Source organism: Corynebacterium tuberculostearicum, from assembly GCF_022347235.1.
Taxonomy (GTDB): domain Bacteria; phylum Actinomycetota; class Actinomycetes; order Mycobacteriales; family Mycobacteriaceae; genus Corynebacterium; species Corynebacterium tuberculostearicum_F.
This window is the reverse complement of record NZ_JAKRDX010000008.1, coordinates 23883-36597: the sequence shown is the minus strand read 5'-3', so window position 1 is coordinate 36597 and position 12715 is coordinate 23883. Positions and strand designations below refer to the sequence as shown.

Sequence of the window (12715 nt, the reverse complement as noted above, 5' to 3'; positions counted from 1 at the left end):
TTATTCTAGCGCAGGCCCGCCAGGTGGCCCACATCGTTAAATCCGTGCACCATAGAGCCGCCGTCCCAGAATTCCACCCGCGAAATGGCAGCCAGGTCAAGGAAGAGATGCCCAAAGGTGGCTGGGCCGGCATCGAGTGCTTGGCGAATGAAGGACTTAATTGGATTGACGTGGCTGACCACCAGCACGGTCTTTCCTGCGAAGCGCTCTTGGAGCTCCTTGCGGGTGGTGCGCACGCGGCGGTTAACCGCTTGCAGCGATTCGCCGCCCGGACAGGCGACGCTCGCATCGTGCAGCCATTCCTCGTGGAGTTCCGGATCGCGCTGGTGGGCCTCGGCCGCGGTCTTGCCTTCCCACGCACCGAAGTCCACCTCGATGAGGCCGTCGACGGTCTCTACCTCGATATCGCGGCCATTGGCCACGGCCGCCGCGGTCTCTTGGCAGCGGCGCAGGGGTGAGCAGACGATGGCGTCAAAGTCGGCGTCGGCAAGCGCCTGCGCAGCGGCGAGCGCCTGCTTTTGGCCAAGCTCCGTAAGCCCCGGATTGGCGCGGCCGGAGTACTGCTTGGCGGCCGACATCTCCGTCTGCCCGTGGCGAAGCAAGATAAAGCGGGTGGTAGGTCCGCGGTCCCCCAGCCAATCGGTGGGGTGCGGCGCGGTGGTGTCCTGCTCCGCGGCTGGGGCTGACTCGGCGTCTTCTTCGCCGGCCACGATGCCTTCCGGGTGCCCGGCGGCCGCGGCATCCATGGCGTCATTGGACAGGGCGTCCGCCACCTTGTTTTTGGCGCGCGGCACCCAGTCCAGGCTGAAAGAGGAAAAGCCGTTGATGTATTCGCGGGCGCGCAGGGCCAGCTTTTGCATATCGGGGTGCTTAATCTTCCAGCGGCCGTTGATTTGTTCCACCACCAGCTTGGAATCCATGTGGAATTCCACCTCGGTAGCGCCCATCTCGGTGGCGGCTTCAAGGCCGCGCAGCAGGCCGTTGTACTCAGCGACGTTATTAGTGGACTTGGTACCTACCACGTAGACAATTTCGCGCAGGATGCGCTGCCCGCTGCCGTCATAGATAACGGTGCCGGAACCGGCTACTCCGGGGTTGCCGCGGGAGCCGCCATCGGCGTAGATGATGACCTTCATTAGACCAGGCGCACCAGGTAGGAGCCGCAATCGCCGCACTGCGGCAGCTCATCGGCCGGGGCATTGCGCACGGCGTTTTGCTCGGCCGGCGGCAAGACAATGAAGCAGCCGCCGCAGGCGCGATTGGCCTTGAACTGGGCGGCACCTACGCCATTTTCCTCGCGCTGGGTATCGTACTCGCTGAGCACTCCAGCGGGCAGCTGATCGCGCAGCTCGCCGATGCGCACGGCCGGATCCTCTTGATTGGCGGCCGCTTCCTTAGCCGCCTCGGCCGCACGGCGCAGCTTTTCCAGCTTGCGCTCGGAATCAGAAACGCGCGCGCCGTGGACGTCCAGGTTGGAACGCAGCGCGTGCACCTCGTTATGCGCCTCCTGCAGCTCGCTCATGAGGTCAGCGATGCGGGACTTGGCGGCGTAGAGATCGTGCTCTAGATCCTTGCGGGTTTCTGGGTCCACTGCGGCGCCAAGCTGGCGCTTGTCATCGCGCTCTCGCTGGCGCAGCTTGCGCTCATCGGCCTGGATGCGCAGGATTTCAGTCTCCATGTCATCGACGGCCATCTGCGCAGAACCGGAGGCATCGAGCAGGCGCTTGTGCTCCTCCTTGGCCTTGTCATATTCGGCTTGTTCCGGGATTTCCTTCTCAGCGCCATGGCCCTGCGAGCGTTCCAGGTTGGCCAGCTCCAGCAGTACCGGCTGTAGTTCTTGCGATAGTTTCACTTATGACTCCTTTGGGTGCGCAGAGATAGTCCACGGGTCGGTGCGCAGGCTAATAATTTCCGTATCCAGTTCTAAAGCATTCTCTACGATATCGCGCGCCTGGGCCGTCCACGGAAATTCGCTGGCCCAGTGGGCGGTATCGATGACGGCCGGGCCGCCGGCGCGCAGGTGCTCATCCACCGGGTGGTGGCGCAGATCCGAGGTAACGTACACGTCCACGCCTAGCTTCGCGGCCGCAGAAAGGAAAGAATCTCCCGAACCAGAAGACACGGCCACCGTGCGCACCTTCTGGTCCGGATCGCCGGCGGCGCGGATGCCCCAGGCGGTCTCCGGCAAGGCATTAGCCACCTGCTGGGTGAACTCGCGCAGGGTCATCTCCTGCGGCAGCTCTCCCACACGCCCTAGGCCGAGCGCCTTGTCCAGGTCCTGGTGGCCGGCGGTTTCCGTGATGTCATAGGCCGGCACCTCATAAGGGTGGGCGGTGTGCAGGGCCTTCAGCAAAGAGGAGCGAAGTGCGGCTGGGGCGACGAACTCGACGCGGATTTCCTCGCCGCGGTGGAGCGCGCCGATCTCGCCCTCGGTGGGGTCAGCGCCCTCCTCCGGCTGGAATTGGCCCGTGCCGGCGATATCAAAGGAGCAGTGAGAGTAGGCGCCGATGTGGCCCGCGCCGGCGTCGAAAAGCGCCTGCTTTACCTCCTCGGCCGCAACGACCGGCACGTGCACGCCCCACTTATCCACGCCCTGCGGCTCCGGCACGATGGGCCGGCCGGGATTGATGCCTACCAGCTCCGCGAGCTTGTCGTTGACGCCCGGCCGCGCCTTATCCGCGTTGGTATGGGCCGCAAAGAGTGCGACGCCATTGCTGACCAGCGTGTGTACTACCTTGCCCTTGGGCGTATCGGCCGCTACGGACTCCACCCCGCGCAGCAGCAGCGGGTGGTGGACCACGAGCATGTCCGCGCCGAGCTCCACCGCGCGCTCGGCCACCGCTTGGGTGCAGTCCAAAGCGAAGGCCACCCGCTTTACCTCCGCGGCCGGATCGCCGCAGATAAGCCCCACGGCGTCCCACTTCTCCGCCAGGTGCGGCGGGTAGGCCTCATCGAGTACGCGGCGGACATCGCCCACGCTCACAGCGGACATAGAGGTGCTCCTTTATGCTCGTTTCATGGAATAGTTAGTACTGCTATATCCTATCTTCCGCACCACAGTACTATTCGCGCGAAGGGGTTTTCCGCATGACCGAATCCGATACCCGCTCCGGCCTTTACCTCGTCTTTGTCTGCACCGGCAATATCTGCCGCTCCCCCATGGCAGAAATCATCGTGCGCGATGAAATGGAAAAGGACATGCTAGACCTCGTCGCCACCGTAGATTCCTGCGGTCTGGGCGGCTGGCATGTGGGCCAGGGCGCGGACGAGCGCGCGATTGCCGAGCTGCGCCGCGGCGGCCACGATGGCGGTTCCCACCGCGCGGCCAAGCTGGGCGCCGAGCACATGGACGCTGATCTCTTCATTGCCATGGACAAGGGCCACCGCGAGGCTCTCATTGAGCACGGCATCGACCCAGCCAAGATTCGCTTGATGCGCAGCTTCGACCGCGACTCCCCGGAGGACGCGGACGTGGCAGACCCCTATTACGGTTCCACAGCGGATTTCGAGACCACGCGCAAGAATATCGAGGCCGCCGTGCCTGGCCTGCTGGATTGGATTCGGGCTAACCACGACTAAACTAGGCCCCATGCTAAAGACGTTCCTTAAGCCAGGTTGGGTTCTACTGCTGCTGTTCGTCGTGGCTTTTTCCTACCTCGCTTTTACCGTCCTTGCCCCGTGGCAGCTGGGCAAGGACGATGACATTGTGGAACGCAACGAGCTCATCACCCACGCCTATGAGGCCGACCCCCAGCCGGTGGAAGACCTCGTGGATGGCAACGGCGCCATCAAGGACGATGAGTGGTCCCGCGCCACCCTGCACGGCAAGTATCTGCCACAGGATGAGGTGCTGCTGCGCCTGCGCCCGGTCGATTCCGGCCCGTCCTACCAATCCCTGGTTCCCTTCCGCACCGATTCCGGCCTGACCATCCTGGTTAACCGCGGCTGGGTCAAGGCCGGCGAGGCCAACGCCGTGCCGGATATCCCTGATGCTCCCTCGGGCGAGACCACGCTTACCGGCATGATTCGCGCCGATGAGGCCGAGCACCCGTCCGCACCCATTAAGCAGGAGGGCTACCAGCAGGTCTACTCCATCCATACGGAGCAGATTGCCTCGCTTATCGACGCCCCCTTGGCCCACGACTACATCCAACTCTCCGCCGACCAGCCCGGCGTGCTCAACGCCATGCCTATCCCGCAGCTCGACCGCGGCAACCACCTCTCCTACGGCTACCAATGGATTGCCTTCGGCATCATGGCCCCGCTGGGCTTGGGCTACTTCGTATGGTCCGAAATCCGTGAGCGTCGCCGCTTGCGCGAGGAGGAAGAGGCCCTCGCCGCCCTCGACGCCGATGCCTCTACCCCATCCGAGCCCGAGGACGCCTCCGCTGCAGGCTCCGCACCCGTGGAAGCCCCGTCCACCGCGACCTCCCGGCACGACGCCCACGCCGCCACTGACGACGCCACCGATACCGCCACGGCCGTTGCCGCCGCGTCCTCCTCGCACGCCGCTAGTCGCCGCAATCGCTCGCGCTACGGCGACTCCAAGCCGGATCACTACGCCAAGCTGAACAAGCGCCGCCGCGAGCGCTACTAGCTACTCTCTGCCTAGGCCGCCTAGCCCGCGTTGCCTGAACATCCGCCTAGGCCCCAAGGAATAGCCACGTTAATGCGTTATGCCCCTCCCCTCGGGGCATAACTTGGCCACAAGTTGGCCCAGGACAGCAGCTATGAAAAGTACAAACTAGTTAGTATCTCAGCCTTCTTGCCGTCGTATTAACCGCAGTCCCATTCGAAGATGACTCGACTAAAATCACGTGCGGCGAGGTCATCAGGATGGATATAGAAGTTGCCGACTCCGCAATCTCCCCACACGAAAGAACCGTCACCCTCTTCTACCGTGGCTAGCACAATGTGCTCATCGTCAGTCGGGATGCGGCTGGGGTTCCACAGCGTTGCAAAACCGCCTAGACGCGACTTTTTCACGGCATCTTTAAAGACCGCAGGTTCCACGTAATCCTCGGTCTGAGGGTCGACGCTAAATCCTTCGGCTTCTATCCGAGCTACTTCCGCCTCGAATAGTTCCTTTTGGCCACCCATTGTTGGCCCGGAGAGATTAATCTGCTTAATTGAAGTTTTTCCACGAACAACTCGCCGGATGATGAGCCACCATGAATATGTGTGTACCTCTACGAAATCTTCCCCGCGGCGAAGTATCGTGCGAAGATCGTCATCCCAGAAGGAGGTGCGGGAATATTCGTGAGCTGTAGGTGTGACGCTTACTTTCCCCAGAGTGCCATCAAGGACAGTGGCCACTGAAGGATTCTCAGCTGGGTGGTCTCCCTCGTCAATAACTTCTTCCGGAACGTCGCCTATATGGGGCGCGGTCAGATCAGCAATGTAACGAGCAAATGGGGTTGGGCTTTGGCTTCCTTCCTCGACAACCTGCTTCACGAAATGCACTCCCCAATCACCATCGTCCGGCAGGAAAAGTTGTAGTAGTCCTGCCGTAGGAAACCCTGGCAGCGGAGGGAGCTCAGCGAAATTGAACTGGGCGATAAACAGCAAAGGGTCACCGTCAAAACTGGGATACGGCGAATGTTCCGGGAGATACGGTGTTCCGCACAGTTTCGAGGTAGTGGGCGAATCGGGACGAGTACTTTCATCTAAGAATACGGTCGGGCGCGTCGGAACGGTATCAAAAATATATTTCCGCTCGTGAGATTCCACTTTTGCCTTCATGGCCACGACTATAGGCAAATTGCCCTCAAACATTCACAGGTTGTTTAGTCTGACCAGTAAAACTGCGCTCATAATGTGGCTCGAAAGAGCCGAGCTGCCAACACTTGTCCCTTGGCCTCTCCCTAGGCCATACATGTACATCAGAGAAACCAGCCCTACTGATGATTAACGAGCCTCGGTCAGTATCTTGCCCCAGTCATCGTCTGCCCCACCATTACGGAAAACTGCTCTTGCGATCCCCCATTTGGCTACGCTGCATTGTGAACGCCCCTATGCGAAAAAGACCGCCTCCCGGAACTGAATCCGAGAGGCGGTCTGCCTTGTGCGGCCTGAGGGGATCGAACCCCCGACCTATTGGGTGTAAACCAATTGCTCTTCCAGCTGAGCTAAAGCCGCATGCGCTCTTGCGCTGTTAGAAACAGTAGCGCAGGTTGCTAAAGCAACACAAATCGGCAGGTAAAGCCCTACTTCTTGGTGTAGCCGCGCTGCACCAAGCACGAGCCTTGCCACTCGCCTAGGCGCTCCGCCTTGGTCTGCACCAGGCCTGCCAGCTGAGCGGACTCAGAGATGAGCCCAGGCTCTACGGTTCCCGGCTTGCCGGCGCCCGGAGTAAGCAGCCAGACTGCGCCGTTATCGGCCAGCGGGCGGCTCGCATCCACCAGTCCATCCACAAGGTCGCCATCTTCTTCGCGCCACCAAAGAAGGACTACATCGCACAGCTCGTCATTTTCTTCTTCCAAGAAGTCGTCGCCGAGCACGGCCTCGATCGATTCAGAGATTGCGGTATCGCAATCCTCGTCCCAACCAAGCTCCAGGGCGATCTGCCCTTCCTTGATTCCGAGCTTGACTGCAGCGTCAGCCACTATGCATTTCCTTCCTAATTTAGTGAATGTCTGGTCCGCGTATCGCCCGCATCCTGCGGGTAAATCGCGGCTTAATAGAAGTATTTTAACGCCCACCGGCCCCTTTTACCCGCCTAAGGGCCGCAATTCCCCCATTTTGCAGGCCCTGCCGCCAGCGCAGCTGGCTCCACAGAGTTAGCAAACTACCCTCTTTTACCCCACCGAAATTTACAAAGATACTGGTTATGGCGATGTAACGTACCGCACGTCCCCTTAAGTCGGACTTCACAACGACTGTGGATCTGTGAGCGCGTATCCTAGTAAGCAAACTGTGCAGACCCTTAAATAGGAGGTTTAAATGGCCGAGAAGGACGCCCACCAGGGCGACTCCAACTTCCCCCTCATCCGCGACGGCGTTGCATCGTATCTTCACGATAATGATCCAGAAGAGACCCGCGAGTGGATGGACTCCCTCGATGGTCTGCTGGACCACTCCGATCCGGAGCGCGCCCGCTACCTGATGCTGCGCCTGCTCGAGCGCGCCACTGCGAAGCGCGTTGAGATGCCATCGTTGACGTCTACGGACTTCGTCAACACCATCCCCACCACCATGGAGCCGGAGTTCCCAGGTGATGAGGAGCTGGAAAAGCGCTACCGCCGCTGGATCCGCTGGAACGCAGCCATCATGGTGCACCGCGCACAGCGCCCGGGCATTGGTGTGGGCGGCCACATCTCCACCTACGCAGGCGCTGCCCCGCTGTATGAGGTCGGCCTGAACCACTTCTTCAAGGGCAAGGACGATCCTTCGGGCGGCGACCAGGTCTTCTTCCAGGGCCACGCTTCCCCAGGCATGTATGCGCGCGCATACATGGAAGGCCGCCTGACCGAAAAGGATCTGGATAGCTTCCGCCAAGAGGTCTCCCGCGGTGAGGGAGAGGGCCTGCCGTCCTACCCGCACCCGCGCCTGATGCCATGGTTCTGGGAATTCCCCACCGTGTCCATGGGCTTGGGCCCGATTAACGCTATCTACCAGGCACGCTTTAATAAGTACCTGGAGACCCGCGGCATCAAGGACACCTCCAACCAGCACGTCTGGGCTTTCTTGGGCGATGGCGAGATGGACGAGCCAGAATCCCGCGGTCTGCTGCAGATCGCATCCCTCTACGAGCTGGACAACCTCACCTTCGTGGTCAACTGCAACCTACAGCGCCTTGACGGCCCGGTTCGCGGCAATACCCAGATTATCCAGGAGCTGGAGTCCTTCTTCCGCGGCGCCGGCTGGGAGGTCATCAAGGTTATTTGGGGCCGCGGCTGGGATAAGCTGCTGGAAAAGGACACCGAGGGTGCCCTGGTCAACGTCATGAACACCACCTCCGATGGTGACTACCAGACCTTCAAGGCGAACGATGGCGCCTATGTGCGCGAGCACTTCTTCGGCCGCGATGAGCGCACGGCCAAGCTGGTAGAAGACATGTCCGATGATGAGATTTGGGCACTGCGCCGCGGCGGCCACGATTACCGCAAGGTCTACGCCGCCTACGCCCGCGCACTGGAGAACAAGGGCACCGGCAAGCCAACCGTCATCCTGGCGCACACCATTAAGGGCTACGGCCTGGGCCACAACTTCGAGGGCCGCAACGCTACCCACCAGATGAAGAAGCTGACCCTGGATGACCTGAAGCGCTTCCGCGATAAGCAGGAGATTCCGTTCTCCGATGCGGAGCTGGAGAAGGATCCGTACCTGCCGCCGTACTACCACCCGGGCAAGGATTCCCCGGAGATCAAGTACATGCTGGAGCGTCGTAAAGAGCTCGGCGGCTTCCTGCCGGAGCGCCGTGAGGACTTCACCCCGCTCGAGGCACCTGCACTGGATAAGCTGCGCTCCGTGCGTAAGGGTTCCGGCAAGCAGGAAGTAGCCACCACCATGGCCCTGGTGCGCACCTTCAAGGAGATCATGCGCAACAAGGAGCTGGGCAAGCGCGTTGTGCCGATCATCCCGGACGAGGCCCGCACCTTCGGCATGGACTCCTGGTTCCCCACCATGAAGATCTGGAACCCACGCGGCCAGAACTACGTGCCGGTGGACCATGACTTGATGCTTTCCTACCGCGAGGCCACCGACGGCCAGATCATGCACGAGGGCATTTCTGAGGCCGGCGCCGCCGCCTCCTTCACCGCGGCAGCAACGTCTTACGCCACCCAGGGCGAGGCCATGATTCCGCTGTACATCTTCTACTCGATGTTCGGCTTCCAGCGCACCGGCGATGCCTTCTGGGCGGCAGGTGACCAGATGGGCCGCGGCTTCATTATCGGCGCTACCGCCGGCCGCACCACCCTGACCGGTGAGGGCCTGCAGCACATGGACGGCCACTCCCCTGTCCTGGCCGCTACCAACCCGGCCGTGGTTTCTTATGACCCGGCCTTCGGCTACGAGGTTGCGCACCTGGTCTCCCGCGGTATTGAGCGCATGTACGGCGAGGACAACGAGGCCGTCATGTACTACCTCACCGTCTACAACGAGCCGGTACACCAGCCGGCCGAGCCGGAGGACTTGGACGTGGAGGGCCTGCACAAGGGCATCTACCACTTCAACACCGCTGAGGGCGGCTCCATTGCTGCCAATATCTTGGCTTCCGGCGTGGGCGTGCACGAGGCGCTGCGTGCACAGCAGCTGCTTGCCGACGACTTCGATGTCAAGGCCTCCATCTTCTCCGTCACCTCCTGGAACGAGCTGGCCCGCGACGGTGCCCGCCGCAACAAGGAGGCCCTGCGCAAGGGCGAGGAGCCGACCGAGGCATTTGCTACCTCCCAGCTCAAGGGCTACGAGGGTCCGTTCGTTGGTGTCTCTGACTTCACCACCGAGCTGCAGGAGCAGATCCGCCCGTACGTCCCGGGTACCTACATCACCTTGGGTGCGGATGGCTTCGGCTTCTCCGATACTCGCGAGGGCGCACGCCGCTACTTCAACATCGACGCCGAGTCCATCGTCGTCGCAGTGCTCGATGGCTTGGCTCGCGAGGGCAAGATTGAGCGCTCCGTTGTGGAGAAGGCAGCCAAGGATCTCAAGCTGGATGATCCGACCGCTACCACCCACATCGAGGACTAATCCCCGCATTGGTGCGAGCTAGAACCGCACCAATGCGTTACAAGTAAGGCGCCGCCGGCTTCCCGCCGCGGCGCCTTTTGTGTGCCTCGAGAGTGGCTCGCTCGAGCAGCCTGCCTATATCGCGTCGAGGACGCGTCCGAGCGCCGCGGAGATAGCCTCAGGGTCTTCGAGAATCACCATGTGTCCGGAGCCTTCTACCGTCTGCAGGCTCGCGGCGGGCCAATTCTCACAAAGCACTTCGGATTGCGAACGCGGGGTCACGATATCGGCGGTGCCCACCACTACCTCACCGTGGAGTTTTGCCAGCCGTTCTGCGGCACCATACTCGGCGTGATCCAAAAGGTCATCGAAGAAGCCGGAGTAGGAGGCCAAGGGGGTATCGAGAAGCATGGCAACGTGGAACTGCAGCTTCTCCATCTGGGGAAAGCCGGCTAGGGTCACGGCAAAAAGTGGGGCAATAAAGCGGGCAACTTCAAAGCGGGCACTATCGACGCGGCCAGGCAGGCGCAGGCACAGGCGGTAGAGCGCGTGCAGGGACTTGGACTGCAAAATCTGGGCCACGCCCTTGGCCGCAAAGCGGCGCATAGAGGTAGAAATCAGCAACGCGCCCTTGATGCGCTCATACACCTCGGCCGGCGCACGGCGGATGAGGTTTAAGGCAACCATGCCGCCCAGGGAATGGCCTACGATGACTAAGTTGCCGCGGGGAGCGCGCTCGCGGATGACGGCAAGGACGTCGTCGGCAGCCGCGTCAACGGTGCACTCTTCTGGGTCGACCGTGGAGGATTGCCCATGCCCACGCAGGTCCACCAACAGTGCGCGCGCGTTGCGGCCGCGCAGGTAATTGGCCTGGTCATAATAGGCCTCTGAAGACAGGCAATAGCCGTGGATGAAGACCACCGTCACCGGGGCATCCTCTTGGCCAACTTCGTACCAGGCGATGTCTAAGCCATCGTGGTCCACGGTGCCGGACGCGCTGATGTGGGTAAGCCCCGGCTCGGTGGAGGGATCATGCAATCCACCATAGAGCTTTTCTAGCTCGGCGCGGTGCGAGGGGCGCAGGCGCTTGAGCCAACTACGCGCCACAACGGAAGAACGTTTTCTCAATGCCATAACGGGATCAATACTAGACTGGTGGGCATGGCAAACGACCTCAGTGCCCAATTGCAGGCAAAGTTCAATGCGAGTGCGCCGGACAAGGAGCCGGAGCGAGATACTCTCGGCCAGCTCATCGCACTTATCCGCAAGGTCACCGGGACCGAGGAGGACCTGGGCCGCGAGACCCGCCTGAAGGATATCGGGGTGGAGTCGCTCGATCTGGTGGAGCTCACCGTGCGCGCGGAAGAGGCCTTCCAGGTGCGTTTTTCTGAGGAGACGATGCTCAACAGCGAAACCATCGGCGATATCGCCGAGTATGTGGAGGATCACCAATGATTTCTTATCTATCAGACATGGATGGCGTGCTCATCAAAGAAGGTGAGATGATCCCTGGCGCCGATAAATTTATCCAGGCACTCAAAGACAATGACATCGAGTACATGGTGCTGACCAATAACTCCATGTCTACCCCGCGGGACCTGTCAGCCCGCCTGCGCAATACTGGTCTGGATATCCCTGCAGAGCGCATCTGGACCTCCGCTACCGCTACCGCGAACTTCCTTTCCAGCCAGGTAAGCTCCAGCAAGGCCTACGTAGTGGGCGAATCCGGCCTGACCACCGCCATGCACGAGGCGGGCTGGATCCTCACCAACGATGACCCGGACTTCGTTGTACTTGGCGAGACCCGCACTTACTCCTTTGAGGCGATTACCACCGCCATTAACCTCATCCGCGATGGTGCGCGTTTTATTGCCACCAACCCGGATGTCACCGGCCCCGCCCCCACGGGCGTACTTCCAGCTACCGGCGCCGTAGCTGCGCTCATTACCGCCGCCACCAACCGCGAGCCTTATTACGTGGGCAAGCCAAATCCGGTCATGATGCGTTCTGCGCTGAATACTATCGGCGCCCACTCGGAACACACGGTTATGATTGGTGACCGCATGGATACAGACGTGAAGGCGGGCCTTGAAGCCGGTATGCGCACGGTGCTGGTGCGCTCCGGCATTTCCGATGACCACGAGATTTCTCGCTACCCGTACCGCCCATCGGCCGTGCTGAAATCCGTGGCGGAGCTGCCAGACAAGATCCTGGATCCTTTCGCAGAGGCGGAATAGTCCATAGCCGAGCGCACCACCCGGCGGCAGAAGCAAAGGGGTTGGCCAGCAGCAGCTGGTCCAACCCCTGTCGTGCCTTCTACGGCAGGCGCACGGCAGCACTAAAGCCGTGGCGCTGCGCGAGGTAGCGCACGACGCAATCAAGCGCGTCCAGCTCCTCGCGGGTGCCGGTAAGCACCTGGTGGCAGCCGATACCGCTGCCCGCGTTGGCGCAGGCGCTGCCGCCTTGGGCAAGCGCCGCTACGGAAAGCCCATCCCGGAACCAACGAGTACACCACTGAGCGGTCAGTGGATCATCGCCCGGAATGATAAATTCCGACTCGGTACGGATGCACCGATCCATGGCGTGTTCAATCTCCGAGCGCAGCTTGCGCGGCATCCCGGAAATCTTGAGCACACCGGTGACCACGGTGGCGCCGCCGTTGACGGAGGGCCACGTGGAGGTGGAGGCCGGCTGTTCAACCGGCGCAGGGTTAACGCACGTATTCATAGCCGATTCTCCCTCGACATAGATCACCACCGCACGAGGCCTGCCGGCCCGGCGCGATGCAAGACGAGCTTCGTCTTCCCCAACGAACTGTCCGATGCGTCTGCTCACAATTTTCCTGCGTCACACCCCTCCCTACAACCCTCAACTTTCACTTCAACCCCCATTCGCTAAACCTCAACCCTAGGTACAGACTGGGACTAAAGTTGCAGGTGAAACCAGTGTTACAAATGTGAAATTTGGAGTTTGCTGAGAAAATTCTTGCCCTCCTTGACGGCGGGCAACAGAAGCCCTGCTCACACGCGGGAATGCCCAACTAGGC

At 61.3% G+C, this 12715-nt stretch carries 12 protein-coding genes and 1 tRNA gene; 5 read left to right on the top strand and 8 right to left on the bottom strand.

Annotated features, from left to right (window positions below; genetic code table 11):
• Positions 1 to 5: 5 nt before the first annotated feature.
• The 3 genes from MHK09_RS05920 to MHK09_RS05910 are packed head-to-tail and all read right to left on the bottom strand — an operon-like array spanning position 6 to position 2992.
• Positions 6 to 1136 carry a bifunctional RNase H/acid phosphatase gene (locus MHK09_RS05920; RefSeq protein WP_250408615.1) on the bottom strand — a complete coding sequence of 377 codons (1131 nt, stop codon included), beginning with the start codon at positions 1134 to 1136 and terminating at the stop codon, positions 6 to 8.
• Positions 1136 to 1852 carry a zinc ribbon domain-containing protein gene (locus MHK09_RS05915; protein ID WP_005324390.1) on the bottom strand — a complete coding sequence of 239 codons (717 nt, stop codon included), beginning with the start codon at positions 1850 to 1852 and terminating at the stop codon, positions 1136 to 1138. Before MHK09_RS05915 ends, MHK09_RS05920 begins: the two co-directional genes overlap by 1 nt.
• Positions 1853 to 2992, bottom strand: coding sequence for a Nif3-like dinuclear metal center hexameric protein (locus MHK09_RS05910; protein WP_250412981.1), 1140 nt, complete (start codon positions 2990 to 2992; stop codon positions 1853 to 1855).
• 95 nt (positions 2993 to 3087) lie between these two features.
• Between MHK09_RS05910 and MHK09_RS05905 the strand changes: the two genes are divergently transcribed.
• Both MHK09_RS05905 and MHK09_RS05900 read left to right on the top strand, forming a co-directional pair.
• A complete protein-coding gene (locus MHK09_RS05905; RefSeq protein ID WP_250412980.1) occupies positions 3088 to 3579 on the top strand; it encodes a low molecular weight protein-tyrosine-phosphatase in 492 nt (163 codons plus the stop codon).
• 10 nt (positions 3580 to 3589) lie between these two features.
• Positions 3590 to 4597, top strand: coding sequence for an SURF1 family cytochrome oxidase biogenesis protein (locus MHK09_RS05900; protein WP_250412979.1), 1008 nt, complete (start codon positions 3590 to 3592; stop codon positions 4595 to 4597).
• A 179-nt stretch (positions 4598 to 4776) separates the two neighbouring features.
• Here MHK09_RS05900 and MHK09_RS05895 read toward each other — a convergent pair whose 3' ends face one another.
• From MHK09_RS05895 to MHK09_RS05885, 3 genes are all read right to left on the bottom strand, one after another.
• The gene (locus MHK09_RS05895; RefSeq protein ID WP_250412978.1) at positions 4777 to 5742 is read right to left on the bottom strand and encodes a DUF1963 domain-containing protein; all 966 of its coding nucleotides are present in this window, start codon (positions 5740 to 5742) and stop codon (positions 4777 to 4779) included.
• A gap of 323 nt (positions 5743 to 6065) precedes the next feature.
• A tRNA-Val gene (locus MHK09_RS05890) sits at positions 6066 to 6138 on the bottom strand.
• A gap of 68 nt (positions 6139 to 6206) precedes the next feature.
• Positions 6207 to 6605, bottom strand: a complete 399-nt coding sequence (locus MHK09_RS05885) for a DUF3052 domain-containing protein (protein ID WP_005324380.1) — start codon at positions 6603 to 6605, stop codon at positions 6207 to 6209.
• Positions 6606 to 6942: 337 nt separating this feature from the next.
• On the opposite strand from MHK09_RS05885, the gene aceE reads away from it, so the two are divergent.
• The gene (aceE, locus tag MHK09_RS05880) at positions 6943 to 9690 is read left to right on the top strand and encodes a pyruvate dehydrogenase (acetyl-transferring), homodimeric type (protein WP_250412977.1); all 2748 of its coding nucleotides are present in this window, start codon (positions 6943 to 6945) and stop codon (positions 9688 to 9690) included.
• A gap of 114 nt (positions 9691 to 9804) precedes the next feature.
• Here the strand turns inward: aceE and MHK09_RS05875 are convergent, their stop codons facing one another.
• On the bottom strand, positions 9805 to 10803 hold the full coding sequence (locus tag MHK09_RS05875) for an alpha/beta fold hydrolase (RefSeq protein WP_250412976.1): 999 nt from the start codon (positions 10801 to 10803) through the stop codon (positions 9805 to 9807).
• A gap of 27 nt (positions 10804 to 10830) precedes the next feature.
• Between MHK09_RS05875 and MHK09_RS05870 the strand changes: the two genes are divergently transcribed.
• Together MHK09_RS05870 and MHK09_RS05865 are read left to right on the top strand one after the other, a co-directional pair.
• Entirely contained in the window at positions 10831 to 11124 is a 294-nt protein-coding gene (locus tag MHK09_RS05870) for an acyl carrier protein (RefSeq protein WP_005324371.1), read from the top strand.
• The gene (locus MHK09_RS05865) at positions 11121 to 11906 is read left to right on the top strand and encodes an HAD-IIA family hydrolase (protein WP_200435399.1); all 786 of its coding nucleotides are present in this window, start codon (positions 11121 to 11123) and stop codon (positions 11904 to 11906) included. The genes MHK09_RS05870 and MHK09_RS05865 overlap by 4 nt, the downstream gene beginning before the upstream one ends.
• Positions 11907 to 11985: 79 nt before the next feature.
• Here the strand turns inward: MHK09_RS05865 and MHK09_RS05860 are convergent, their stop codons facing one another.
• Positions 11986 to 12396, bottom strand: coding sequence for a hypothetical protein (locus MHK09_RS05860; protein ID WP_200435398.1), 411 nt, complete (start codon positions 12394 to 12396; stop codon positions 11986 to 11988).
• Positions 12397 to 12715: the final 319 nt, after the last annotated feature.